The organism is Acinetobacter sp. IRS14 (assembly GCF_034650275.1).
In the GTDB taxonomy this organism is placed as follows: Bacteria; Pseudomonadota; Gammaproteobacteria; order Pseudomonadales; family Moraxellaceae; genus Acinetobacter; species Acinetobacter oleivorans.
The window spans coordinates 141,162-167,018 of sequence record NZ_JAOVFN010000001.1 but is presented as its reverse complement, the minus strand read 5'-3'; the positions used below and the strand labels follow the sequence as shown (position 1 = coordinate 167,018).

Annotated in this window: 22 protein-coding genes; 5 read left to right on the top strand and 17 right to left on the bottom strand. The window is 37.6% G+C overall.

What is annotated here, in order from left to right; all coding sequences use genetic code 11:
- From hscB to fdx, 3 genes are read left to right on the top strand one after another with little or no spacing between them, the layout of a single operon-like run.
- Window positions 1–519: a Fe-S protein assembly co-chaperone HscB gene (gene hscB / locus ODQ17_RS00805; RefSeq protein WP_005304822.1), complete on the top strand. Its 519-nt coding sequence runs from the start codon at window positions 1–3 to the stop codon at window positions 517–519.
- A gap of 39 nt (window positions 520–558) precedes the next feature.
- The gene (hscA, locus tag ODQ17_RS00800; RefSeq protein ID WP_322901083.1) at window positions 559–2,418 is read left to right on the top strand and encodes a Fe-S protein assembly chaperone HscA; all 1,860 of its coding nucleotides are present in this window, start codon (window positions 559–561) and stop codon (window positions 2,416–2,418) included.
- Window positions 2,419–2,435: 17 nt separating this feature from the next.
- Window positions 2,436–2,774 (top strand): ISC system 2Fe-2S type ferredoxin, encoded by a 339-nt coding sequence (gene fdx, locus ODQ17_RS00795; protein WP_004792653.1) that lies wholly within the window; start codon window positions 2,436–2,438, stop codon window positions 2,772–2,774.
- Window positions 2,775–2,827: 53 nt separating this feature from the next.
- Here the strand turns inward: fdx and ODQ17_RS00790 are convergent, their stop codons facing one another.
- From ODQ17_RS00790 to ODQ17_RS00755, 8 genes are all read right to left on the bottom strand, one after another.
- Window positions 2,828–4,294 (bottom strand): adenylate/guanylate cyclase domain-containing protein, encoded by a 1,467-nt coding sequence (locus ODQ17_RS00790; protein WP_023274248.1) that lies wholly within the window; start codon window positions 4,292–4,294, stop codon window positions 2,828–2,830.
- Window positions 4,295–4,350: 56 nt separating this feature from the next.
- Window positions 4,351–4,785: an HIT domain-containing protein gene (locus tag ODQ17_RS00785; RefSeq protein ID WP_004792657.1), complete on the bottom strand. Its 435-nt coding sequence runs from the start codon at window positions 4,783–4,785 to the stop codon at window positions 4,351–4,353.
- 201 nt (window positions 4,786–4,986) lie between these two features.
- Entirely contained in the window at window positions 4,987–8,448 is a 3,462-nt protein-coding gene (mfd, locus tag ODQ17_RS00780) for a transcription-repair coupling factor (RefSeq protein ID WP_322901079.1), read from the bottom strand.
- A gap of 134 nt (window positions 8,449–8,582) precedes the next feature.
- Window positions 8,583–8,939: a hypothetical protein gene (locus tag ODQ17_RS00775; protein WP_322901077.1), complete on the bottom strand. Its 357-nt coding sequence runs from the start codon at window positions 8,937–8,939 to the stop codon at window positions 8,583–8,585.
- 70 nt (window positions 8,940–9,009) lie between these two features.
- Complete coding sequence (locus ODQ17_RS00770; RefSeq protein WP_322901076.1) at window positions 9,010–9,954, bottom strand: Dyp-type peroxidase; 945 nt, start codon at window positions 9,952–9,954, stop codon at window positions 9,010–9,012.
- A 142-nt stretch (window positions 9,955–10,096) separates the two neighbouring features.
- Window positions 10,097–10,879: a glutathione S-transferase N-terminal domain-containing protein gene (locus tag ODQ17_RS00765; protein WP_322901074.1), complete on the bottom strand. Its 783-nt coding sequence runs from the start codon at window positions 10,877–10,879 to the stop codon at window positions 10,097–10,099.
- 21 nt (window positions 10,880–10,900) lie between these two features.
- Complete coding sequence (gene rraA, locus ODQ17_RS00760; RefSeq protein ID WP_322901070.1) at window positions 10,901–11,407, bottom strand: ribonuclease E activity regulator RraA; 507 nt, start codon at window positions 11,405–11,407, stop codon at window positions 10,901–10,903.
- Between the two features lie 12 nt (window positions 11,408–11,419).
- Entirely contained in the window at window positions 11,420–12,085 is a 666-nt protein-coding gene (locus ODQ17_RS00755) for an NAD(P)H-binding protein (protein ID WP_322901068.1), read from the bottom strand.
- A gap of 212 nt (window positions 12,086–12,297) precedes the next feature.
- On the opposite strand from ODQ17_RS00755, the gene rpsT reads away from it, so the two are divergent.
- Complete coding sequence (gene rpsT / locus ODQ17_RS00750) at window positions 12,298–12,564, top strand: 30S ribosomal protein S20 (RefSeq protein ID WP_004792670.1); 267 nt, start codon at window positions 12,298–12,300, stop codon at window positions 12,562–12,564.
- Window positions 12,565–12,621: 57 nt separating this feature from the next.
- On the opposite strand, the gene ODQ17_RS00745 is transcribed toward rpsT, so the two are convergent.
- Together ODQ17_RS00745 and ODQ17_RS00740 are read right to left on the bottom strand one after the other, a co-directional pair.
- Window positions 12,622–13,356 carry a histidine phosphatase family protein gene (locus ODQ17_RS00745; RefSeq protein WP_004792672.1) on the bottom strand — a complete coding sequence of 245 codons (735 nt, stop codon included), beginning with the start codon at window positions 13,354–13,356 and terminating at the stop codon, window positions 12,622–12,624.
- Between the two features lie 57 nt (window positions 13,357–13,413).
- On the bottom strand, window positions 13,414–14,271 hold the full coding sequence (locus tag ODQ17_RS00740; protein ID WP_322901065.1) for a 3'(2'),5'-bisphosphate nucleotidase CysQ family protein: 858 nt from the start codon (window positions 14,269–14,271) through the stop codon (window positions 13,414–13,416).
- A gap of 296 nt (window positions 14,272–14,567) precedes the next feature.
- Between ODQ17_RS00740 and ODQ17_RS00735 the strand changes: the two genes are divergently transcribed.
- Window positions 14,568–14,936 carry a hypothetical protein gene (locus tag ODQ17_RS00735; protein ID WP_004792677.1) on the top strand — a complete coding sequence of 123 codons (369 nt, stop codon included), beginning with the start codon at window positions 14,568–14,570 and terminating at the stop codon, window positions 14,934–14,936.
- A 58-nt stretch (window positions 14,937–14,994) separates the two neighbouring features.
- Here the strand turns inward: ODQ17_RS00735 and ODQ17_RS00730 are convergent, their stop codons facing one another.
- The 7 genes from ODQ17_RS00730 to ODQ17_RS00700 form a co-directional block, all read right to left on the bottom strand.
- Window positions 14,995–15,654: an SOS response-associated peptidase family protein gene (locus tag ODQ17_RS00730; RefSeq protein WP_174729914.1), complete on the bottom strand. Its 660-nt coding sequence runs from the start codon at window positions 15,652–15,654 to the stop codon at window positions 14,995–14,997.
- 107 nt (window positions 15,655–15,761) lie between these two features.
- Window positions 15,762–17,495, bottom strand: coding sequence for an ABC transporter ATP-binding protein (locus tag ODQ17_RS00725; protein WP_322901063.1), 1,734 nt, complete (start codon window positions 17,493–17,495; stop codon window positions 15,762–15,764).
- Between the two features lie 13 nt (window positions 17,496–17,508).
- Window positions 17,509–18,651 (bottom strand): ABC transporter permease, encoded by a 1,143-nt coding sequence (locus tag ODQ17_RS00720; RefSeq protein ID WP_322901060.1) that lies wholly within the window; start codon window positions 18,649–18,651, stop codon window positions 17,509–17,511.
- A 7-nt stretch (window positions 18,652–18,658) separates the two neighbouring features.
- Complete coding sequence (locus tag ODQ17_RS00715; protein ID WP_005304778.1) at window positions 18,659–19,597, bottom strand: ABC transporter permease; 939 nt, start codon at window positions 19,595–19,597, stop codon at window positions 18,659–18,661.
- A gap of 12 nt (window positions 19,598–19,609) precedes the next feature.
- A complete protein-coding gene (locus ODQ17_RS00710; RefSeq protein ID WP_322901058.1) occupies window positions 19,610–21,643 on the bottom strand; it encodes a M3 family metallopeptidase in 2,034 nt (677 codons plus the stop codon).
- Window positions 21,644–23,464: an ABC transporter substrate-binding protein gene (locus tag ODQ17_RS00705; RefSeq protein WP_322901056.1), complete on the bottom strand. Its 1,821-nt coding sequence runs from the start codon at window positions 23,462–23,464 to the stop codon at window positions 21,644–21,646. It abuts the gene before it with no gap.
- Between the two features lie 18 nt (window positions 23,465–23,482).
- Entirely contained in the window at window positions 23,483–25,261 is a 1,779-nt protein-coding gene (locus tag ODQ17_RS00700) for an ABC transporter substrate-binding protein (protein WP_322901054.1), read from the bottom strand.
- Window positions 25,262–25,857: the final 596 nt, after the last annotated feature.

The window sequence follows — 25,857 nt, the reverse complement described above, 5'->3', positions numbered from 1 at the left end:
ATGAATCATTTTGAGTTGTTCAATTTACCCGTAGAACTCGATATCGATTTGGCGAGCTTAAAATCTAGTTTCTTGAATTTGCAGCAGCAATATCATCCAGATAAAGCAGAAGATAAAAATCAGGCATTGATCAAATCAAGTGAAATCAATCAAGCTTTTAAAACATTATCGCAAGTAGATAGCCGCGCAGCTTATCTTTTAGCATTAAAAAAGCAAGATCATCACCTTGATCAATCTATTAGCGATTTTGAGTTCTTACAATCAGCTTTGGAACTTCGTGAGCAACTGGATGAAGCAACCTCCCCTGAACATCTAAGCACTCTTAAACAAGAAGTGTTTCAATGGATAGAAAGTTTAGTTCGCGAATTTAAAATTGATTACTCAGATGAAGACTGGGGTGAAGCTCGCGATACTGTACGTAAATTACGGTTCTTTCAACGCGTTCTTAATGATATTGAAAAAGCAGAAGATCAAATGTTGGATGACGAAGACAACTTTGATTTAGACGACGATTTTTAATTTTTGCTTTTTCCAATTTATATTCAAGGGATTTAACTCATGGCACTTTTGCAAATTGCTGAACCGGGTCAATCCAATGCCCCACACCAACACCGCATTGCGATTGGTATCGACCTAGGAACAACACACTCCTTAGTTGCGACAGTGTTATCAGGCAAGCCTAAAGTACTCAATGATGAAAAAGAAAGAAGACTCCTTCCTTCTATTGTGCACTATGGAAATGATGCAACTCACTACGGTGAAGAAGCAAAACCTTTCCTTATTGCCGACCCGAAAAATACAATTGTTTCTGTAAAACGCTTTATGGGTCGTTCAAAAGCAGATATCAAATTTCAGCATCCATATGAATTAATGGGTTCTGAAAATGAGATGCCAGCTTTTGAAACACGTGCTGGTCGTAAAACCCCTGTTGAAATTTCTGCAGAAATTTTAAAACAATTAAAAGATCGTGCTGAAACTAGCCTACAAAATCCAGTAAATGGTGCAGTTATTACTGTTCCTGCCTATTTTGATGAAGCTCAGCGACAAGCAACTCGTGATGCAGCACAACTTGCTGGTTTGAATGTATTACGTTTATTAAATGAGCCGACTGCTGCTGCTGTGGCTTATGGTTTAGACCAAGAAACTAATTTAGCTACAGATCATAACTACGTAATTTATGATTTAGGTGGTGGTACTTTTGACGTATCAATCTTGCGTTTCTCACAAGGTGTCTTTGAAGTATTAGCTACTGGTGGCCACACTGCTCTAGGTGGTGACGATTTAGACCGTCTCATTGTTAAATGGGCTAAAAAGCAGTTAGATATTGATACTTTGAGCGATGAAGCATATGCAGTATTTATGGTTGCTGCCCGTCAAGCTAAAGAACAATTATCTACTCAAGAATCAGTTCAGTTAAAACTACTTGAAAATGTATTAACACTTGATCGTCCAACTTTTGAAAGTATTATTCAAGTTGCTTTAGATAAAACAATCAGTGTTTGTAAGCGTGTTTTGCGTGATGCAAAACTTGAATTATCAGATATTCAAAATGTTGTTTTAGTGGGTGGCTCTACCCGTTCGTATGCTGTTCAGCAAGCAGTTCGGAATGTATTTAATCAAGAACCACTTTGCACGATCAACCCTGATGAAGTGGTTGCAATTGGTGCTTCGATTACTGCCAACCAATTAATTGGAAACAGTCAAGACGGTTCATTACTTTTAGATGTAACTCCTCTTTCACTTGGTTTAGAAACCATGGGGGGATTAGTAGAGCGCCTTATTTCACGTAATACTGCTATTCCAGTTGCTCGTCGTCAAGAATTCACAACTTATCAAGATGGCCAAACTGCCATGCTTATTCATGTGGTTCAAGGTGAACGAGATTTGGTAGAACATTGTCGTTCATTAGGAAAATTTGTCCTTCACGGCATTCCACCAATGACTGCTGGTCAAGCACGTATTGAAGTTACCTTCCAGGTGGATGCAGATGGTCTACTCACTGTTTCAGCTCGTGAAACAACTTCGGGTGTACAGGCTCAAATTGATATTAAACCATCTTATGGCTTATCAGAATCTGATACTGAGCGCTTATTAATTGAAGGTTTCCAACACGCGGAAGAAGATAAAAATCTACGCCATTTAAAAGAAACCAAAGTTGAAGCCCAACGTGAACTTGAAGCATTAGAACAAGCTCTCAAAGTTGATGCTGATTTGCTTAATGATGAGCAGCTTGAAGCACTTAAAACTGCTGAAAATTTGCTAAAAGTTCAGCTTGAAGGCAATGATATTCAAGCAATTGAAAAAGCTGTAGAACAACTTAAAGTACATAGTGATGCTTTTGCCGCACTACGTATGAATCGACATATTGACCACGCCTTAAAAGGTACAAAACTTGAAGATTGGTCAAATTCAAACTAAAGGTATAGGTGATCAATATGCCCCGTATTAAAGTACTTCCTCATGCTCAGTTCTGTCCTGAAGGTGCAGAATTTGAAGTTGAACAAAATGCAAATCTTTGTCAAAGTTTGCTTGATCGAGGAATTAAAATTGAACACGCTTGTGACATGTCGTGTGCATGTACAACTTGTCACGTAGTCGTTCGCAAGGGTTTTGACAGCCTAGAAGAAATGGATGATGTTGAAGCAGATCTTTTAGATCGCGCTTGGGGTCTTGAACCAGATTCTCGTCTCTCTTGCCAAGTGAAGATTGTTGATGAAGATTTAGAAATTGAGATTCCTAAATATACAATCAATCACGCTTCCGAAAGTCATTAAAAATAAAAAAGCTGCTTTTAAAAGCAGCTTTTTTTTACTTCATGTTTTAAGCTTTAAACCTGATCTTGTTGATCAATTTCAATAGGCTTAACTTCATCTTCAAGTCTCAAACGTGCAATACCTTGAGTATTAATTAAAGTTTGTTGAACTTTAAGTCGTTGAATCATTTTCTCGAGTACTTCTACTAATTCAGGGTACTCATAGTTTTGTACTTCTTCTAAATTAAGGACTAAATGGAAGCCTTTATATTCATAGTCGAACCATTGCTGATGATCTGACTTATTCCCTGTATATTTCTCCATTACTTGCCATGTCTTCACAGCACCTTGAATACCTTTTAAGTAAATTGGTGTTTTTGGAGCACAAAGAAAATCACTTTTGATTAATTGATAAGTATCATCTGAAATTAAAATTTCATCTATTTCAGCAGCATATTGTAAACGAGCTGCTAAATTCACATCACGACCTACAATGGTATAAGCCATACGATGTGTTGCCCCATAATTCCCTACGTGGCAGTAACCAGTACTAATTCCCATGCGAATATGCAAGGCTGAATAGCCCATTTTTTTCCAACGCTCACGCAGTAATTTCATTTGCTGACGCATAGCGATTGCCATTTCTACGCAGGCTTTTGCATCTTGCTCGACACCCTGAGAATTCGGATCACCAAAAAATATGAGGATGGCATCCCCCATAAATTTGTCGACGGTAGCTTCATACTGCTTGGCAATTTCCGTCATATGGCTTAGATAGTCATTAAGCAAAAATGCCAAATCATCAGGGATTAAAGTTTCTGATAACTCTGTAAAACCTTGAATATCCGAAAAAAATACAGTCATTTTTTTTCGTTTATATTCAATTTTTGCTTCTGCCTCACCGCGCATAATAGATTGCCACAACTGTAGTGGCGCATAACGGCTTAACTGATTAGCAAAAGCAATATAACGGGTCATTTGATCATAGTAATGTTGACGCTGCTGACTGATTTTTTTAACCCAACGATGTTGGTAGTAATTTCCAATGGTAATAAACATCACTAAACCCAAGAGTGTAATTACAGTTAACTCTTGGCTAGTAGGTTCAAAATATGTATAAAAACCAAATAGGAAAAAAGTACTTAAATAAAAAATAATCGCGCCTAGCAGGCTCGTCAAACAAATAACTGCGAAAGAAATACGACTATTAATTGCAGAATAAAATAATGCAAATACTGCAATAAATGTAGGGACTAAATTAAGATGCAGACCCGCTAAGGTAACTGCTACAACAATTGCATCAATTGCAAAAAAGACACTTTTTTGAGTTTTCTTATCGAATTGGTATTGAAGCCAATGTTCTAACTTCGAACTAATAAAAAGTAAAAAGAGAAAAAAAGGAGGAACGTAGATCTGATAATTTGTATTAGGTGAGGTAAAAGCATAGATCACTAAAATTAAGGACAGAATTGAATATCCCATCAAACGATGAAAATATGCAAACTGCTTAGGCTCTCTATCGATAAACCTCTCTAATTGCACCCTGTCCTCCATACCTCAATGTAGCCACATTCGTATAAATGTGGCATTGCATTGATTTAATCCATGCGCCAATCAAAAGGCATATCACCTTGACCACGTAAAGCAAGCATAAGGGTTTGACGCATATGAGCCAGTACATCATTTGTATATGGAACTGCAGGTGTTCCCCAAACTGGCTTAGGCCATGCAACATCATTTTGATAACGTACAACATGATGGAAATGCAACTGAGGTACCATGTTACCTAAAGCTGCAACATTCATTTTATCAGCACGGAATACTCGAGCTAGCTGGCTAGATAACCAACTTGATTCACGTAAAAACTGTTCTTGATCAGCTTGGCTCAATTCATATAATTCTGTGATTCCCGGTACACGAGGGATTAAAATCAACCACGGGAATTGCATATCATTCATTAAACGACATGTTGAAAGCGGAAAATCGCCGACAAAAAAAGTATCTTGAGCAAGTTGTGGATGCAAACTAAACATATCTTTTATAAATGACAATAAACAATAATGGCTAATACTATCACATCAGTTTTGATGTGAGTATTGCTAGTGGCTGGTTTGATTACAAATAACAATGATTTTATGCACTTATTCCTCCTGTGATCCGAGAAATCGTGCATAAAATTCTGATATCAGCTTTTAAAAAATTTGTATGAGATTAAAATCACTTTGAAACACTATTTAAGCATGTAATTCATTTAATAATTTAGCTAATAAATCATTAATAAATTGAATGCGTTTTTCCTGTTCTTCTAACTGAACCATAACTTTTAAACGCTGTCCGCCTTCCATACGATAATAGGTCGGATGCTTCTGCATCAGCTGAATAATGCTAATCGCTTGAACAGGTGTATCAGGTGAAAATTCAATATTACCACCTTGAGTATTAATATCGATTTTTGTGATACCCAGTTGCTCGGCTTTCAAGCGAATCTGATGGACAGTAAACAAATGTTTAACCGATTGCGGAGGAACCCCAAAACGATCAATAAGTTCCATACGGATATTATCGAGTTTTTCTTGTGTGTCTGTATTACTAATACGTTTATAGAACAATAAACGCTGATGCACATCTCCTAAATATTCATCTGGAATCAATGCCGGAATATGTAAATTAATTTCCGCAGTCAGCGATAAAGGTGCATCAAAATTCGGTGTTTTACCTTGCTGAATTGCCTTAGTGGCTTTTTCAAGCATTTCCATATACAAGCTATATCCAATTGCCTGCATTGAACCGCTTTGTTGTTCACCTAAAAGCTCACCAGCACCGCGAATTTCTAAATCCTCTGTAGCTAACATAAAGCCAGCACCGAGTGTAGAAGCTCGCTGGATTGCATCCAAACGTTTTTCTGCATCGCCTTTTAAGTGTTTTATAGAAGGAACTAACAAATAAGCATAGGCTTGATGATGGGAGCGCCCTACACGACCACGTAATTGATGTAATTGAGCCAAACCAAGTTTATCCGCCCTTTCTATCAAAATTGTATTGGCATTTGGAACATCAATTCCGGTTTCAATAATGGTTGAACATACCAATACGTTAAACTCTTTGTGATAGAACTGCTGCATCACTTGTTCGAGCTCTCTTTCTCTCATTTGCCCATGTGCAACTGCCACACGAGCTTCAGGCACAAGAACACGGATGTTTTCAGCAGCCCGTTCAATCGTATCGACTTCATTGTGTAAGAAATATACTTGTCCACCACGTAGTAACTCACGCAAAATCGCCTCTTTCACAGAGGCTTCTGTATGCTCTTGCACAAAGGTTTTAACAGCTAAACGACGGGCTGGCGGTGTAGCAATGATAGATAGATCACGCATTCCCGAAAAAGCCATATTTAAAGTTCGTGGAATAGGCGTTGCTGTAAGCGTCAGCATATCTACATCTGCTCGTAACGCTTTGATACGCTCTTTATCACGTACACCAAATCGATGTTCTTCATCGACTACCATTAGGCCCAAATCTTTAAATTGCACATTTTCTTGTAAAAGTTTATGTGTTCCCACCACAATATCAACTTTACCAGCAATTAAATCTTCAATATTTTTTGTATGGGTTTTACTTGAGCCAAAGCGTGATAGCACTTCTATACGCACAGGCCAATCAGCAAAACGATCCTTAAAAGACTCATAATGTTGTTGTGCAAGTAAAGTCGTAGGCACTAAAACAGCAACTTGCTTGCCATTTTGCACAGCAACAAACGCGGCTCGCATTGCCACTTCTGTTTTACCGAAACCTACATCACCACAAACAAGTCGATCCATAGGTCTGGCTTGCTGCATATCGTGAAGCGTCGCTTCAATAGCATTCGCCTGATCGAGTGTTTCCTCATAGGCAAATCCACTGGCAAATTGCATATAAAGCGATTGATCGAGTTCGAAACCAAAACCAGGTTTTGACTGACGACGTGCTTGTATATGTAATAGTTCGGCTGCAACATCATGAATTTGCTCTAAAGCTTTGCGTTTAGCTTTACTCCATGCATCACTACCAATTTTATGAAGTGGCGCTAAATCTGGATCTCCACCACTATAGCGACTGATCAGATGTAAATTAGTCACAGGAACATAAACTTTTGCCCCTTCAGCATAATTGAGTTGCAAGAATTCATAATCTTGCCCTTCAATTGCTAAAGTAACTAATCCTGCATAACGTCCCACGCCATGATCAATATGAACAACTGGAGCATCAATACTGAGTTCAGTCAAACTGCGAATTAAGAACTCTTCTGAAACTTCTTGCTGACGTTTACGACGACGCTGAACTACCCGATGTTCATATAACTGATTTTCTGAAATAACCGTTAATTGGTCTGTTAAAAGTAAGCCACGGTCGAGCGGTGCATTTGTAATAGCAATCGCAAACTGACTCGTTTGAAATTGTTCAAAACTGTCTACACTAGGGATATCTCCCAGACTAGCACGTAAACCATCTCTTAAGCTTTCACGTCGGCCTGCACTTTCTGCAACCAATAAAACGGGATGATTTGCTTCATCAATATATTTTTTGACGACGGTAAACGGTTTTTCCTTTTTCGGATCGACTGCTAACTTTGGCGGCTGCTCAGCCTTAAGATTTAATGCGCCAGCTTTTTCTTCAACCAATTCGGCACTTACAAGCATACGCGGAAATTGGTTTAAAGCACTGAGTAAATGGTTTGGAGCAATAAATAATTCTTCAGGAGGAAGAATTGGCTGATCTACGTTATGACGTCTATCTTCGTAACGACGGAAAACTTCTTTCCAAAAATTAGTTAAATCAGTGTCTATATCATTGGTTGTAATTACAATGCAATTCTTTGGGAAGTACGTTGTAAGTGTACTTTGCGATTGCATTTGTGCTTTATCAAAAAATAATGGTAAATAAAACTCAATTCCTGGTGAAGCAATTCCTTCTAAGACATCTTGATAAATCGGGTTTTTCTTAGGATTAGCAGTAGGAAAAAGTTCAGAATATCGATCTCTAAAAATTGAGCGAGCTTCTTTTAATGGGAATTCTTTTGCAGGTAAAACTGTAAAACTTTTTAAAGCTGTAGTCGTTCTTTGAGTTTCTGGATCAAAGAATTTTAACGTATCAATTTCATCATCAAACAGATCAATACGGATAGGTGCTTCTTGTCCTGACGCAAAAATATCCATAATACTGCCACGGACAGCAAACTCACCGTGGTCATAAACAGTATCTACCAAATGATAACCAGCTTGTACCAAACGTAATTTCTGTTGCTCTAAATCAAATTTTTGACCTACATGAATATCAAAATGCTCACCTAAAACCCATGAATATGGTGCAACTCTTTGGGCTAAAGTGCTTGCTGAAAGGAGCAACACACCCTTCTGAGGCATATTAGATAAAATTGCGAGGCGTTCTGAAACAATATCTTGATGAGGTGACAAACGATCATACGGTAAGATTTCCCAATCAGGGAAAATTGTTGGTTTTATGCCATAAAATTCAAGTTCACTTTCTAATTGAGCTACATGCTGGTTATTTCTGGCAACCACAACAAGTAAAGACGAATGCTGAACAGCAATTTCCTTAAATAATAATGCAGCAGATGAACCTAATAACGACCCCACCCAACGCTTTTCACCGGCTTTGAGCTGTTGTAAATTCAATTGAGAGATTTCTTGTTGAAACATGTATATGGCTTTTATCAGCTAAGAAGATATAGGCCTAATAGTAGCATGATGTTTTTAGTGAATTGAGTTATTTTTTTGAAAATCAAACTACTAGTTAGGTCTACTTTTTATATTTTTTAATCAATCAACTATGATTATTTATCACGCAAAAACAAAACGTAATATTGATTTAATATTTGTATAATCGCTTTAAGCTCAAGTAGCTTTTCTTGTGTATTTCCTAATCTTTCTACATAACGTTGTGTTGCTATTTCCAGATCAATTTTTTCATTAATTTGTGGAGTGATGAGGAATAACTTCTGAAGATTATCAAAATTTTGTAATTTACGATTTGAGAAATACTCAAGATGTTCTGACCATTTCTCATTAATTACAACATCGTTAATGATAGGTCCTCGTTCAGAATCAAATTTTAATTGATTCTCTTGCAAGTAAAGTTGTTCTGGCGTTTCTTTTGAGCCTTGAAAAAGCTGAGTTATCTTCTTAAACATTTCATCACATCATATTAATTTTAAATTTATGTCATGGAAGCAATCTAACTACTTCCATGACTTAATCCTTCTAATTTAACGCATATTCATCGCCTAAATCATCGAGAAAATCGACAGTTGGTACAAAAAACAAGGTACCAGTCTGAGCAGTACTAAAGTCAAGCAACCGATCAAGATTACCATCCTCATTACCTAAAAACATGTTTTCAAGCATTTGTCGGGTTGTACTAAATTTACGCGAGTAACCAATAAAGAATGTGCCATATTCATTTCTAGAAGGATTTGAAAAAGGCATATTAGCTCGCATAATTTTAAGCTCATTGCCTTCTGCATCATGAGCTTTACTTACAACATTATGAGCAGTTAAAGGCTTTTCATCATCACCGAGTTCAACATCATTAAACTTTTTGCGCCCAATTACTTTTTCTTGCTCTTCATCGGTTAATGAACGCCATTTCTCCATGTCATGTGTATATTTTTGAATAAAAGCATAACTTCCCCCGATAAAATCAGGATCTTCATTACCCACTAATGCCCACTGCGCTGCAATAACGGGTTCTGGATTCTCAGTCCCATCAACAAAACCAATAATTGCACGTCCGTCAAAATAACGAAAACCATGAACTTCATCAATTGGATACGTTACTTTACCAAGCTGTTGATTAATTATATTGCCCAGCTCGTAACATAAAGCCTGACGATCAGCACGAATATGAAAAAATAAATCACCCGGAGTGGAGACAGCCGTATATTTTGGGCCTCTAATTTCTTGAAATGGTTGTAATTCTTGAGGCTTCGCTTGCTCTGGGAATAAAATATCCCATGCATTTGAACTAAAACCCAACGTCGCATTAAATTTACTTTCTGGGTAACGATTAGACAGACTTCTGGTTAGTGCTGAAAAATTAGCAGCAAAATCTTTTACTTTTTCTATTACAGAATCACCTTGAGCCAGTCCCAATACAATAAATAATGCATTTTCACCAGGAGCGCTCGTTACAGGCTGAATTCTCATACATTCCATAAAATATGCCTTTTAGGTATTTAACCTTATTAATTTAGCATACTCATTTTCTTTTCATACATCTTGTAATGAAATCTGAGGTTATAATGAGTTTAAGTAAAGCGCCTTAAACTCTTACTAAAATAGATATTAATTAACGCCCATACTGCTTCTTTAAATATTTTACGATTTGAGCAGACTCAAACATCTTTACTCCTGTATTCGGATCTACCAAATACGGCACCTGCATTTTACCTTGCATAATAGGCAATATTTTTTCTCTTTTGCCATCTTTTAAAGGTATATATTTACCTGGCTTTAAACGAAGTATGGCAGGTCCCATATCTTGCCATCTTTCTTTTGCCACATTATGCAAAATATATGGAAGCTCAAGTTCACAGAGTAAACCTCTTACGACTCTTGAATAAGGACTTGCCTCAAAGCTCCATAACTCAAGTTTTTGCTCAGGCGCTGCTCTATCAACAATTTTTTTATTTATCCAAACTCCACGAGCACCATTTAATATGGTCCCTGCAAATGCCACATACGGCATGTTCGGGTAACTCGAAAATTTCTGAGGTGTCTTTCCAGTCTTACCGTAGTGTTTAAATAAATGATGAATAATATCTTGTGATTCATATAGCTCATCACCAGTATTTTCATCAATTAAAAAAGGAAATTGTAATTTCCCGCCTTTTTCTTTTACAACTGAACGATACTTTGTTCCACCTTTAGGACATGGATAAATTTCGACATCCAGATTCAAAAGTGTAATCACTTCACGAACGCGGCGGCAAAATGGTGAACCTTCAAATTCATATAGTTTCAAAGCTTTTACAGGTTGCTGAGGAAAAGCAGTGCCTGTTACGCCCCTACCGCCTTCAGCAATTGCAGATACAACCGCTTGAAGTACTTTAATTTGATGAATCACCATCATGCGTTCCTTAATATTAGAGAATTAGACTAATTTTTCTTTTGCAATCACAATTCCATTATTATCAGCATAGATAAAATCACCTGATTGAATTGTGACACCACCAAAATACAAATTAATATCTACTTCACCAATGCCTTTACGATTACTTTTTTGCGGAATTGCAGCCAATGCATGTACGCCTAAATCCAAAGTTGCAAGCGCATCTACATCTCGTACACAACCGTAAATCACTACACCATTCCAGTTATTTTTAACTGCTGACTCAGCAATTAAGTCCCCCATGAGTGCACAGCGCATAGATGCACCACCATCCACAACTAATACTTTACCTGTACCATCTGTTGCCAATAACTCTTTTACACGTGAGTTATCTTCAAAGCACTTTACTGTTACAACCTGCCCCCCAAAAGTTTTACGTGCTCCATAACTTTGAAAGAACTTGCTATCCATTGATGGGATTACAACCTGTAAGTCTTTTTCAGGGTTATCATCTAATAAATCACATGTTACAAATGGTACTGTCGACACTTTTATTCTCCCTTATCGAGTTTTCTGTATGCTCAGATTATCATATGGTTTAAAGGCTTCAATTTGCGTTAGCGCCGCTACGACCATCGTATGAGCCAATTGCTCCGCAGTTACAGGTTTATATTTGAATGGTTTTTGTAATTTATTCTCAATAAATTTAAATAAACTTTGCCCTAAATCTTCAATAAACCGTACGTCACTACGTTTACCAATAAGTAAAGATGGTCTAAAGATAGATAATTTCTCGAGTTGTAGGCTTTCAATATAATCTTCTAGTTGTCCTTTCACTTTATTATAAAAAATCGGTGAATTGGCATTTGCACCAAGTGCACTCACTAACAATAAATGAATATGTTTATCTTGTACCAAATCTGCCAAATGAGCATTGATTTCATAATCCACAGCGTAAAAGGCTTGTTTTGAGCCTGCATTTTTTAATGTTGTTCCCAAACAGCTAAATGCATGGGTATGACCGTTCACATCTTCATCATTCAACATTAAGAAATCTTCTATAACCAGCTGATTAACTTTTTTATATGTATTAAGTAGTTGTGATTCTTTTCTTACCACAACAGTAATCTCTTCAAATTCTGGTGTTTGCTCAAGCTGTTCGACAAGAGCTAAACCCACAAGTCCTGTAGCACCTATCACAATTGCTTTTTTCGTACTTATAGTCATTTTTTATCCAACCCTATTTAAGTTTGTATCAAATTTAACCTTTTCTTACGGTTTTAGCAGCCCCTAAAACCGCTTAAAATGCTCTCAAGGCTTGACTTCACGGTGTCTATTCATCACAATATGGCACTTGTTTACGGGCTGGTGATGGTTGCACCAGTTTACTGGATTGACCACAGCCCGCCCAGACCAACTTATTTTCAAGGAGTGCAAGAGTGGCAAACTCTGCTCAAGCTAAAAAACGTGCGCGTCAAAACGTTACTGCACGTAAACACAACGCAAGCTTGCGTTCTATGGTTCGTACATACATCAAACGTACTTTAAGTGCAATTGCTGGTGGTGATCATGCTGTTGCTACAGAAGCTTACAAAAAAGCTGTTCCTGTAATCGACCGTATGGCTGATAAAGGCATCATCCACAAAAATAAAGCTGCTCGTCATAAGAGCCGTTTAAATGCTCAAGTTAAAGCGTTAGCTAACTAATTGAAGCATGTAAAAAAAGCCCTATTGGGCTTTTTTTATTACCTATCGTTTTTGAGCTTATAGCCCTGTGTTAAATTTGGCTACATTCAGCTCATAGGCCTTACCTCTCCAAATCCATTTTAATTTGCAATTTGGAAACTCTTCGCCTTCAAACCATACAAATAAACCTTCCATCATTTCAGGCCAATCTTCTTTTTTAATTTTATTTTCACCAGAAATTACAGCAACAATCGCAGCAATAATAGTGTCATGACTGACAGCTAAACTAAGTCCACCTTGAGTTTTGGGATGAGTACGGTAAATAAGCTCTAGCACGTCTAAAACACCAGTAATGGGGTGTTTCATGCCAGGTAATGCATTATTAACAAAACTATTAATAAAACCCAAAGCGCCTTGTTTTTTAAAATAAGGAGCAGCTTGCTGTATATCTAGTACAAAGCTACCGGGTTCAACCAGTAGTCCCTGCTCAATAATTTCAATGGTATGCGTATTAGATTCGGGACTTACATCATCAGCCCCTTCAATCATGAGCGCAGCCGTATCGACACAACGTTGTATTGGACTTGAAATACAATGCTGGATAACACGATCTGTATTTTTAATTAAATAATTACCCCATGCCTGCGCAAGCTCACGCCCTTGAGGAGTAAGTTGGAGGTCATATCCTGCTAAACCCTGCCCATCCACAAGTTCTCTTAGAGAATGGCGCGTAAATAAGGTCACGGGAGTTGAAGCATCGGGCAATAAATCAATTGCTTCAAACATACTTTTAGGCAATAAATCGAGTGCCATTGTTATCTTGTCATCTTTTTTCAATACTTTGCCACTATAACATGTCTGGCATAACTCTCAATCTATAACACCTGATTGGGCTAATGCTTCAAATGCTATTTTTTTGCTTTCCTGATCACGAAATGCGATAAAGCCCTTATTTAAAACCGTGTGTCTCTGGTTATATTCAAAAGGTTTTCCATCAAGTGTAAGTAAACCACCACCTATACTTTCCAACAACCCTTGACCAGAACTTGTGTCCCATTCAGAAGTTGGATGGAATCGCGGGTAAATATCTATTTCACCTTCCAGCATCATGCAAAATTTATAGGCACTCCCAGCTTCTCTTCGAATAATGTTATGTTCTTTTTCGATAGGTTGAATAAATTTTTGATATTTCGGATTTTTACTGCCGTGACTAAGTCCTATTTGTATAGGTGTATCTGGCGAAGGCGAAGTTATCTGATATTGATACCACTGCTTTTGACTAAAACTATATTTAAAAGGTAAATCTTGCAGATATCCTAAATACACGACTTGTTCACATGGCACAGCAATAACTGAAAAGATTGTCTCTTTACCCTTAATCAAGCTTAGGTTAATCGTGAATTCATCACGCTCATGAATAAACTCTTTAGTTCCATCAAGCGGATCTAACATCCAACACGTAGACCAGTCATGGCGAGCACTATAATCGCTTTCTTCAGACAAAACAGGCAAGTCTGGGGTAATCTCTGCCAAGTGCTTTAATAAGAAAAGATTCACTTTTAAATCTGCTTGAGTTACAGGTGAATCATCTTGTTTTTCATGAATAGTAAACTCATAACCCGCAGAATAATTTTGATATTCTTGTAATAGAATCTGGCTCGCTTGTTCCAAGACTGGAAGAAGCTGATTAATCAAAGTATCTTGTGGGCGCGTAGTTGTTATAAACATAAATATGCTCTACATAGTTTCATTTCTATTATAGGTGAATTATGAACAATTCAATATTCGCCAACAGTTTGATTTACTAAAAAAGTAATTTATCTTAATGATTAGATGAACGATGCTTTGTGTGCACACTATATAGTTAGTATGAAAAATGATGATGTTAAAAAAACCATTATTATGTACAAAAAACAATCTATAAGTTATGAAAAATAAACAACTTAAATCAGTTTCATCCATTTCCTTTTCATGTATTTCTTGTTATGTTCAATCACACAATAACAAGATGGAAGAAAGCGCACATGATGCTATATGGATATCATTTCTCAACAATAGAACGTAACTGGGAAGAACTTACGCCCTTAAATGAGTTCCTACAAACATTTGCAGATGATGATGGTGATGTTTCAACAAGAGATAAAGAATCTCTTAAAGAAATTATTGCAAAATCAGATACAGCTTTAGCTTTAGCAAGAGAAATGGGTTGGGATGGTAGTTATACAGGATGTCCTTATCTATTCTGGTTACCAAACAAAAGTAGCCAGTCTTTTGAATATGGTTTTGTATTTAAACAGACCTCAGATAATACAACTTTTGTTATTTCACCCATTGAATTGAGTTATCTAGCTCAGGATTCTGAAGTACAAACATTAAGTAAGAATATTGAATAAACAGTATAGGTTATTGATTCAGAGTTGATATCAATAACCTCATCTTATTTTAGATAGATTAGTCAAACATGCTTAACTGTGGTGTCGGTTTTATAACTTTTTCTTTTGGCACATGAGAGCATTCAAATTCTTCAACCGGAAAGCCTTCGATAAAGCTGGAAATATCAGGTGATTCTAAACTTAACCACTCTTCTAGTCGATCATGTGGAATCACAATCACTGATCTTTTGACATCGCCTGGTTCGTGAAAGTCTTTCATCATGGGATGGTCGATGGCATCCATAGTTAACATGCTTGCAGAACGAATAACCGTCTCATTAATTTTGCAAATTTCATAAATCGCTGCAATGAAAAAAGCTTGCCCATCTTTACGGCGCACACCCCATCGTTCCGGCTTATCATTTATATATTTACTTTCATAAAACTCGGTCACTGGAATTACCCCAAACTTACATTTAAGAGCAGCTTCTTGAAAACTCGGTTTTTGGAAAATCGTTTCATGACGGGCATTGTAAGTATGTTTCGCTATGTTGGTATCTTCAGCCCACTTTGGAACCAAGCCGAACATGACTTCACGCCATTCAAGACCTTGTGGTGATTTGAATAATAGTGGCATTGTTCCCGCAGGATAAACCTCTTCGGCATAGCTAAAGCCAACCACAGGCAACTGAAGTTGCTGTAATTGAGCAAGAGTTAAAGGTTTAAAGTTGGCACACATAGCAAGAATAAAATACTCTATATTTACTTCTGTTATTTTATAAGCATTTAGGCAATAAACCAAATAAAAAGGCACTCGAAAGTGCCCTTAACGACATAACTTTACGCTTATGAAATGTGTTGAATCCCTTGAGGAATCGCCTGCAATAGACGTTTAGTGTAATCATGTTGAGGATGTGCATAGAGCTCATCTGAATTGGCAATTTCCACAACTTCACCATGATTCATGACCATCACCTGATCAGAGATATACTTCACAACCGATAAGTCATGTGAAATAAAGATATAACTCAGCCCAAACTCATCTTGTAAATCTTGTAATAAGTTAAGTACCTGCGCTTGGACTGAAACATCAAGCGCTGAAACAGATTCATCACAAATCAAAATTTCAGGCTTTAGCGTTAAACAGCGTGCAATCGCAATACGTTGGCGTTGTCCACCTGAAAACTCATGCGGGTATCGATAATAAGCTTGTTCAGGTAAATTCACTCTATCAAGTAAACCAAGCGCAATTTGTTTGCGCTCAGCATCATCTTTACCAATACCATGAATTTGCATAGGCTCTAATAATATCTGTCCAATGGTAAAACGTGGATTAAGAGAGGCATAGGGGTTTTGAAAAATGATCTGAATCTTTCGCTGATATTTTGCAAACTCTTTTTCAGTTAATGAAAGAATATCTTTACCTTCGATGAAAGCCTGCCCACCAGATGCCTGATGTAAGCGCATGAGTAATAGCCCAACAGTCGTTTTACCTGAACCTGACTCACCGACTAAACCTAAGGTTTTTCCTTTAGCGAGTTTAAAAGAAACTCCTTTAACGGCCTGAAACTCTTCTTTGCCAAATAGACCTTTACGGCTATAAAAGCTTTTTTTCAGGTCTTTTACTTCTAAAATGATTTGCTCATCACCATTTAAGCCACGTTTGCGCTCGGGAATTTCTGAAGCATCAAAACTTTGTTCGACCAATATATTGTCTTCTTGACGCATAAAATCGCTGGTCACTGGTAAACGATAAGGTCGTTGTGACATTTGCGGGCGGCAATAGAGCAAAGCTCTCGTATATACATCTTTAGGCTGCTCAAGAACCTCTTCAGCAATGCCTTGCTCTCTAATCTCGCCATGACGCATCACAATGACTTTATCTGCAATTTCACCAACCAACGCTAAATCGTGAGTAATAAAAAGCATCGACATTTGACGGCGCTTACGCAATGACTCAAGTAAGTCAATAATCTGTTTTTGGATCGTGACATCAAGTGCCGTAGTCGGCTCATCGGCAATGAGCAGTTTAGGCTCACACGCAATCGCCATAGCAATCATGACACGTTGTTGTTGACCACCCGAAAGTTGGTTTGGATAGGCATCAATTTTAGTTTCAGGTGAAGGAATACCGACTTCTTTAAGCAACTCTAAAACGCGTTGTCGGGCCTGTTTACGGCTCAATCCCATATGCAAACACAACACTTCTGCAATTTGATTGCCAACCGTAAAAACAGGATTTAATGATGACATCGGCTCCTGAAAAATCATCGCAATATCTTTGCCACAAATTTTACGCATCTCTGTACGAGATAAGCTCAGTAAATCTTTGCCTTCAAATATAATTTTACTTTGCTCATCAATTTTACTCTGACCTACAGGCAGTAATCCCATAGTTGCCAAAGAAGTAACCGATTTTCCGCTACCCGACTCACCTACTAAAGCAACCGTGGTGTTTTCTGGAATGTCAAAGCTAATTCCTTTTACGGTTTCAATATATTGTTTATCTTCACCTTTAAAACTTACTCGTAGATTTTTAACGTGCAATAACGGCGCATTCTTATTTTCTTGTTCGATCATTTGGATCTTCCTCTTATTTTAGTTTTGGATCTAATGCATCACGAAGTGCATCAGTAAACATTGAAAATGCCGTTACCAAAACAGCCATCGCGACAGAGGCTGCGACAAGCTGCCACCACTTACCTAAAAGAAGTTCACTTTGTGCTTCATTTAACATGCTCCCCCAAGACACTACGCCTACTGGTACACCAAAGCCCAAGAAACTCAAGATGACCTCAGATTTAATGAAAGACACCACCAAAATTGACATTTGGACCAAAGCGATATGGCTGACATTAGGGAAAATATGAATGAACATACGACGGAAGTGTCCAACGCCAATTGCTTTAGCAGCAAGAACATACTCACGTGCGGTATGCTTCATATATTCGGCACGAATTAAACGATAAACACCCGTCCAGCCCGTTAAACCTAAAATCAGAACAATGGATAAAATGCCTTTTTGTTGAAGTACGGCAGCAATAGCAAGCACTAATAATAAATATGGGATTGAAGTAAAAATGTTATAAAACCAGTTGAGAATGTCATCAACCCAACCACCAAAATATCCAGAAATTGCGCCTAAAAGTGTACCGATGCCTACCGCAAGTAAAGCGGATATCACCCCAACAATAATTGATGTTTCAGCACCTTTAATAGTCTTTTTAAGGACGTCTTGTCCCCATTTGTCAGCTCCAAATATAAGTGTGCTTTTAAGTTCACTTTGCTGATCAAGTAAATGTCCTCCCAGCTGCCGATCAATTGCTTTCATATCATCAGCTAAAGGGTCAACTACACCATAATAATCAATTGCACGTCCAGCACTCTTTTCTTGTTTAATTTCAGCCTTGAGTTGGTGAATTACATCTTTTAAAGGATCAACTGGATTTATCGGTAACTCTTCTTCACTCGCTGCTGCATTTTGCCCTGCACCGGTTGTCTTATCTGCGCCTATAAATGTAGGTGGTGCATAACTTACTGCAACCTCTTTATTCCAGTCGGATGCAATCACACCCGTCATTGATAGAACCAAGATAATAAAATAAAGCAATACAATCACTAGCGATGACATTGCGATCTTGTCGGCCCGAAGACGACGCATGGCAAGTTTCCACAGGCCAGATGAATGAGCTTCGGCTTTTGTTTGTTGTTTTCTTTTTGATAAAACGCTCAGCATAGTCCACCTACTTCAACTGTACACGTGGATCAACCACTTTGTAGACCAAATCGGCAATCAGGTTAAAAATCATAGTTGCAGCTGCAATGTAAACTGTAATTGCTTTAATAACAGGAAAATCACTCCGCTCAACTGCAATAATCACCTCTCGACCAATCCCGGGAATACCAAAAAAACGTTCAATTAAAAATGCGCCTATGAGCAATGCAGGTAAAGTTGACATCACATCGGTAATAATAGGAATTGAAGCGTTCCGCAGTACATGTACACCTAAAATTCGGCTTTCACCTACACCTTTAGCACGTGCTGTTCGAACATAGTCCTGATTAATTTCATCAAGCACAAAGCTACGATATAAACGTAAAGTCGGTGCAATACTTACCACCAGCATGATTAGAATCGGTAGTAAGGCAAACTTAAATAAATTATCAGTAAAGCTATCGCTCCAGCCTTGTACAGGAAACCAACTTAGCTGATACGCCAAAACATATTGAAAAACGATAATGTAAACTAAGATGCTGATCGACATGCCGATGGTACATAACATCATAACCATACGGTCGGTTAGAGAACCACGTACAGCTGCAACTGCCAATGCCAAAATAATTGAAATAACCGTCTGTAAAATAGTCAGTGGAATTAAAAGCGTTAGCGAGGGTCCTAATCGAGTTAAAATAATTTGAGAAACAGGTTCGCCAGTACTCCAACTTGCACCATAGTCAAAAGTGAGAATCTGCTTAATGAAAATCCAGAGCTGAACGTAATAAGGCTGATCGACACCTAGCTGCTTACGAATGTTTTCAATTTGCTCAGGATTAGACATCTTACCCGCTAAAATATAAGCAGGATCACCACCTACCCAGTTAAAAAGAATAAAAATAAGTAAGACTACCCCCAACATAGTTGGAATCATCTGCCATAAACGCCGAATAACATATGCCAGCATAGTGATAATTCCTTATTTAACCCGTTGTCCGGTAATTTCATTAAAGAACGCTTTGTTATCAGGTTCACGGCCAAGGAAATCTTTAACTAATTCAGCTGCCGGCTTTTGGCTACCTTGCGACAAAATAGTTTGGCGGTAACGCTGTCCAACTTGCGAGTTATTAAGGTTGTCCCCATAGGCAGAAAGCATGTCTAAAGCTAAAACCTCAGACCACATATAGCCGTAATAACCTGCTTGATAACCGCCCATCAAATGCCCAAACTGCCCAGGAAATTCTGTTGTTGGTACATAACCTAAGGCTGTAGCAGCTTCCATTTTTTGCCAATTTTCTAAAGGTTTTACTTTTAATGCATCGGCAGTATGCAATGACATATCGTACTGTGCATAAAGAGTCTGACGCGCATAACGCAAGCCACGACCATAGTTATGTACAGCTTTTAAACGGGCAATTAGTTCGTCATCAACACGTGGACATGCTGGATCACAGTAATCAGCCACTTTAGATAAAGTCTCTTTACGGCGTGCCCACTCTTCATACATTTGAGACGGCGCTTCTACAAAATCACGCTCTACGGATGTTCCTGACTGACTGGCATAACGTGTATTAGATAAAATGCCATGTAAAGCATGACCAAATTCATGAACAAAAGTTTCTAGCTCGTCACTATTTAAACCTTTACGGTTAAAATTGGTGACTAATGCTGAAACTGGTAATCGATTGGTTAAAGTACTGCCACCATATACTCCCCAAACGGCAGCATGGCCATATTTCCCTTCACGAGGAAATTTATCCATATATAAGCCGCCAAGAAGCTTTCCTGTTTTTTTGTCAACTACATCGTAATATTCAACTTCATCCTGCCATGCTTTAACTTTGACAGGTTTAAAATCAATGCCATAAAGGTCAGATGAAATGGCAAATAACCATTTTTGAGAAGCTAAAGTTGGGAAATAATCACGAAGTTTTTCCTGATCAATCTGATATTTATTCTTACGAAGTTTTTCGCTCCAGTAAGCTTCACTCCAACGTGTGATCTCGGTTTTTTCTAATGGGGTTTTTAAGGTTTGTGCTTTAAATTCACGGAGTTCTTCGACTTCTTTACGTTCAAGTGGTGCTACTGTTTTTTGGACTTCTGCTAAAAATTGATTTACAGCCTCAGGCGTTTTAGCCATACGATCTTTTAAAACCCAATCTGCATAACTTGCTTTTCCAAATAACTGAGCAAGCTCATAACGCAAATCAATTGCTTGTTTAAGTAGTTTTAAATTTTGCTCAGTACCACGTCGAGTAAAGGCAATTTGATATCTTTTTCGGGCATCATCATTATCTGCCAACTCCATAAAAGGACGATATTCTGGATATTCAAAACCTAATAAATAATTGCCTTTAGCATTTTTCTTTAATGCTGAAATATAACTTTGAGGTAAGCCTTTCATCTCTTCAGGAGTAAACTCAAGTTTCTCCGGATTATCGCGGACATTACGCGCATATTCTTGTTCGAGTTTGGTCAACTCATCCAGAATAGCCTTCATTCGTGCACGCTTTACTGGTTCAAGTTGAACACCTGTGTCTTCAAACTGATCTAGAATATCTTGGCGGTATTTTTGGTCAATTGGGTCTGTTGCTTGTGTATTTTTAATTAAGTTATATAGCTTCGGGTTCTGAAATATATCAGTGTGAAACTGATTAATTTTGATTTCACAGTCTTCAGATGCCTTACGTAATTTTGCATCTGGGTCTACGTTACTATATAGGCTTATCGGACCTGAGAAATCTTCAAAATGCGCAAAAATTTTATCCCATTTTGCCAATATAGGTGCCGCTGCTGCATTATCTTTAACAGGCGTTTTTTCAAAAATAGTAATCTGTTGTTGAATCTTTTTTAAATTAGCATCACACCATGCTGGGAGTTGTTGTGCTTTAAGTAATGGCAAAGTAGGGCGTATTGTCTCTGCCGTTGCAAACTGACTTATACCTATGGTCAACATACACAAAGTTATCATTTTCAGTGCATTATTTTTCATCATATCTCCAATTTTTTTCATTTAATGATTAGATTTAGTATGTGTATCGATATCAAAATACATCCACTCAGCATGTAAAATTGGATGCTTTTTATATCCAATGATTTGTGGTTGAGCCAGCATATTGCGGTAGCGTGCATAAGAGACCTGAACAGGCATATACACTTCTAATAAACGTGTCATTTTTCGATAAAGCGCATCTCTCTCAGGACCTGCTTGCATTTGTTGTGTCTGACGATATAACTGATCAAACGCTGGTGTCGAACCACAAGACCAGTTCGTCATATGCGTATTGGGTCCATAAAAATTCTGCATAAAATTATCCCCATCTGGATAATCTGCTATCCATGCAGAAGAACCAAACATACCTTCACATTGTTTTTGCGCTCGAATGAGGTCTGCAAAAAGCATGGGTTTAAAGACCATGTGAATATTTAAACTATCAAAGTTCTTTTTCCAAAGCTCAGCGCTTTGCTGACCAATACTGTCACTGCGCGCCATATATTCAATGACGAGAGGCTTACCATCTGGTTGTGTACGCCAACCTGAAGCATCTTTTTTATAGTGATATCGATCTAATAGTAAATTTGCTGCTTTCACGGAATATGGCGTACTGGTTCTATACTGTGGATCGTTACCCACTACCCCTGGTGGAACTGGAAAATCTAAACGCTGAGCATCATCATTTCTTACTAATTTAATTTCTTGATCTATTGAACGAGACATTGCTATTGCGCGGCGTAAAGCAATCTTTTCTTTACTCATTCCGCCTACCACCGGATTCTTAAGATTCCAATAGATATAGCTAATTTCAGGATCAACAATACGAGATAGCCGCACACCTTCTTTAGCAAGTTCAGGTCTTAATTTACCGTCTTTAATTGCTTTTGCGACCAGTTGACCTTCAAGCTGAAATATATCAATTTCACCACGCTGAAATGCCAGCCATCGTGATTGATTTTCTTCCATAACCTGAATATCAATTGTGCCTATTTGAGGCATTTTTTTACCTTTAAGGCGTTTTACAATTGCCTCATCCTCAGAGCTACTTGCACTAAAGTTCCAAGTAAAACCACGGAAATCAGGATTCGCTTTTAAAACAATACGTGATGCTGGTACCCATTTACTGAGTACATAAGGTCCAGTCCCTACAGGATGGCCCATTACATAACCTGCTTTATCTTTATATTTTTCGATGACTTCACGTGCCACTGCACCTGTAGGGTCATGTGCCAGTAACAAAGGAAAGTTATAATCTGGCTTAACTAAACGAATCACCAAGGTGTATCTATCTGGTGTTTGTAAACCAATTACTTTTTGGTCATAGTTAAATTTTCCAGTTTTATTGGCTGCGTTTATTAATGCATCCATACCTTCAATTTTGTTCTCTAGCAACCAGCTATTTGGAGAACGTAAATTCGGGTCCAATAAACGCTTAAAAGAATAAGCATAATCATTGGCTGTTAATTCTCGTGGTTTACCTTTGAAAACAGGGTCCTGTGTAAAATAAATACCCTTTTTTATGTGAATGGTATAGGTCAGACCATCGGCACTGACTTCTGGCATCGCTGTGGCTATCTTCGGAACGAGTTTTGCTGGCCTTGCTAAGTAGTCATAGGTATATAAAGTTTCAAATATTGAAGTGGTTACATGTGCCGAATATAGATCATGGATATAAGCTGGGTCGAAACCTGTTTCTGCTGTCGGGAATACGTAACGTAGAACTTTATTGGGATCGGCTGGGCTTTTAGCACATAGAGCTGTAGAACCAGTTAATGCCATGCTAGCAAGTAAAAAACCGACACCACAATGCTTGAGCTGTTTTATCAAATTTTCAGTCATATTTATCTTTATCTAAAATTATTTTTTAACAGGGGTAATATCAAGATATTGCCAGTTCGTATTCATCATTGGGTGGGGTTTAAAACCCTGAACTTGTGGCCGTATCAACCAATTACGAATTCGCGTTACATGAATAATCCAAGGATTATCAGCTTCAATCTGGCGATTAAGCTTTTCGTAATATGGTAGACGTTGTTGGGGTGGTAAATGAGTGGCCTGAGTATAAAGGGCATCATACGTTTTGGACTGATAACAAGCATGGTTCCCCTGCCCAGCATTTGGTCCATACAGTAATTGTGCAAAATTATCTCCTTCAGGATAGTCAGCAATCCATGCCCCACTCCAAATCATATATTTACATTGAGTTGCGGCTTTTAAGTTATCTGCAAAATTACTTACCTTAAAGTCAGCTCGAATGCCAATTGCATCCAGATTCTTTTTCCAGAGTTCAGAGTGAATAACTGAGGCCGAGCTATTTTCTGTATTGATTTTTAAAATCAAAGGTTTCCCGTTTGGCTGGGTTCTATAACCATCAGCATCTTTTTTATAACCATAATAATCAAGTAATTTATTTGCTAGCAGCGGGTTATATCCTACGCTACTTCTGTACTTGGGGTTATAGCCATTCACACCTTCTGGTATAAACATTTCAGCCCGAACAGCTTGCCCTTTATAAGCCTGTTTTATACTTTCTTTTTGGTTATACGACAAAGTAATTGCTCTACGAAGAGCTATCTTTTCTGGACTAAAACTGCCAATCACCGGATCACGCATGTTCATCATCGTATACGTGATTTCAGGTTCCTTATATGGGAAGTGCTTAATTCCCCGTTTCTGAAAAGAAGTTTTAAGTTGATTTCCATCTAAAGCTTGAGGAACAGCATCTGCTGTAAGTCTGTCAAAATCTAATTGACCAGACTGAAAAGCTAACCATCGTGACTGTTGTTCTTCAATAATACTGACTACAACCTTACCAATTTGGGGCATTTTCTTACCGCTCATTTCTTTAATAAGCTGGTTATCCCAAGGTGTTCCTGTTGATTTGAAATTCCAGATAAAACCTCGATAATCAGGATTGGCAACTAATTCGACCTTACTTCTTGGTACATACTTACTTAACATATAAGGGCCAGTACCAACTGGATGCATGCCGATACGATCACCGTAATAGTCAACAACCTCTTTAGCAACTCCGCCAAAGGTAATATAGGCAAGAATATAAGGAAAATTAAAATCTTGGCGAGTCAAAGTAAATTGTAGAGTATATCGATCAAGTGCTTTGACCCCAGCAATTGGGGTAGCATAATTAAACTTTCCCGTTTTCTTTGCTTGAGCTACAACTGCATCGGCACCTAACAATTTACCCTCAATAAAAGAAACTGAAGGTGCCCTATTTTCAGGATCTAAAATGCGTTTAACTGCATAGACGTAGTCTTCAGCTACCAGCTCACGTCGTTTACCTTTAAAAGCAGGGTCATTGGTAAAATAAATACCAGGCCTAATTTTAAATGTATAAACTTTACCGTCTTGTTCCACCTTAGGCATGCTTTCAGCCGTATATGGAACTAACTGTACGGGACGAGCTAAATAATCATATTTGAGTAAAGGCTCAAATATGGTTTCCGCAATACTAGCACTATAAAAATTGGTGGTTTTAACCATGTCAAAACCATCATCGGGGGCTTCATAGGCAACGTGTAATATTTTGTTTGGTTGCGCAGGCGTTTGGGCGAAAGCACAAGAAACTGATGTAATAGCCAGACTTAAAATGGCGAGCTTAAAAATTTTTAATTTCAAGTTCCTACCTACTTAATTAATTTTTTAAAGATATTATCCTTTTGAGTAACATCTAAATCCGAATAAGAAAAGTTCTTTCTCAATGGACTACTTTCTTCTTTGTAAATTATTAACCTTTCTATTCAATCTTTTATTTGATCGAATGGAAAACATCATAATGAAATTAGAAAGCTGTAACTATCTAATATAAAGCGAATTTCATGCCATATTTTATGATCAAGAATAATTCATATAGAAATATTTAAAATTTACATTTTAATTAGGCACTTAAAACTTCTGGGACTATATAAATAAAAGTAAGTTTTTGCCAAATATTATATTTATATAACTTATTCATTATTAGCCCATAATGCACAATTAAAAGTCATGAATGTTTCATTCTAGTTCATAATTTTTTTATAGATCAAACAAGAAACATCAACATAAAATATTAATTTATATTAAAAAATGAAAAAATAAAAGAAATGTTACATTATACAATTACATTTAAAAAAGTTCTAAAAAGATACAAAAGATACGAATCGATACATGAACAATCCAATAATGATTACTTTTTGTACAAATAATTTTGGAACTTTTGGCCACCGTATAAAAAC

Excerpts from the sequence above, each read along its gene's own strand:
- ODQ17_RS00765 (WP_322901074.1), bottom strand. The coding sequence starts at position 10,879 with ATGATGGTGATTCATCAAATTAAAGTACTTCAAGCGGTTGTATCTGCA.
- ODQ17_RS00785 (WP_004792657.1), bottom strand. The coding sequence starts at position 4,785 with ATGTTTAGTTTGCATCCACAACTTGCTCAAGATACTTTTTTTGTCGGC.
- mfd (WP_322901079.1), bottom strand. The coding sequence starts at position 8,448 with ATGTTTCAACAAGAAATCTCTCAATTGAATTTACAACAGCTCAAAGCC.
- ODQ17_RS00730 (WP_174729914.1), bottom strand. The coding sequence starts at position 15,654 with ATGTGTGCCAACTTTAAACCTTTAACTCTTGCTCAATTACAGCAACTT.
- ODQ17_RS00745 (WP_004792672.1), bottom strand. The coding sequence starts at position 13,356 with ATGGCACTCGATTTATTGCCTAAAAGTATGTTTGAAGCAATTGATTTA.
- ODQ17_RS00725 (WP_322901063.1), bottom strand. The coding sequence starts at position 17,495 with ATGATCGAACAAGAAAATAAGAATGCGCCGTTATTGCACGTTAAAAAT.
- ODQ17_RS00720 (WP_322901060.1), bottom strand. The coding sequence starts at position 18,651 with ATGCTGAGCGTTTTATCAAAAAGAAAACAACAAACAAAAGCCGAAGCT.
- fdx (WP_004792653.1), top strand. The coding sequence starts at position 2,436 with ATGCCCCGTATTAAAGTACTTCCTCATGCTCAGTTCTGTCCTGAAGGT.
- ODQ17_RS00775 (WP_322901077.1), bottom strand. The coding sequence starts at position 8,939 with ATGTTTAAGAAGATAACTCAGCTTTTTCAAGGCTCAAAAGAAACGCCA.
- ODQ17_RS00755 (WP_322901068.1), bottom strand. The coding sequence starts at position 12,085 with ATGACTATAAGTACGAAAAAAGCAATTGTGATAGGTGCTACAGGACTT.
- hscA (WP_322901083.1), top strand. The coding sequence starts at position 559 with ATGGCACTTTTGCAAATTGCTGAACCGGGTCAATCCAATGCCCCACAC.
- hscB (WP_005304822.1), top strand. The coding sequence starts at position 1 with ATGAATCATTTTGAGTTGTTCAATTTACCCGTAGAACTCGATATCGAT.
- ODQ17_RS00715 (WP_005304778.1), bottom strand. The coding sequence starts at position 19,597 with ATGCTGGCATATGTTATTCGGCGTTTATGGCAGATGATTCCAACTATG.
- ODQ17_RS00705 (WP_322901056.1), bottom strand. The coding sequence starts at position 23,464 with ATGACTGAAAATTTGATAAAACAGCTCAAGCATTGTGGTGTCGGTTTT.
- ODQ17_RS00770 (WP_322901076.1), bottom strand. The coding sequence starts at position 9,954 with ATGAGAATTCAGCCTGTAACGAGCGCTCCTGGTGAAAATGCATTATTT.
- ODQ17_RS00735 (WP_004792677.1), top strand. The coding sequence starts at position 14,568 with ATGATGCTATATGGATATCATTTCTCAACAATAGAACGTAACTGGGAA.
- ODQ17_RS00710 (WP_322901058.1), bottom strand. The coding sequence starts at position 21,643 with ATGAAAAAAATTGGAGATATGATGAAAAATAATGCACTGAAAATGATA.
- ODQ17_RS00740 (WP_322901065.1), bottom strand. The coding sequence starts at position 14,271 with ATGTTTATAACAACTACGCGCCCACAAGATACTTTGATTAATCAGCTT.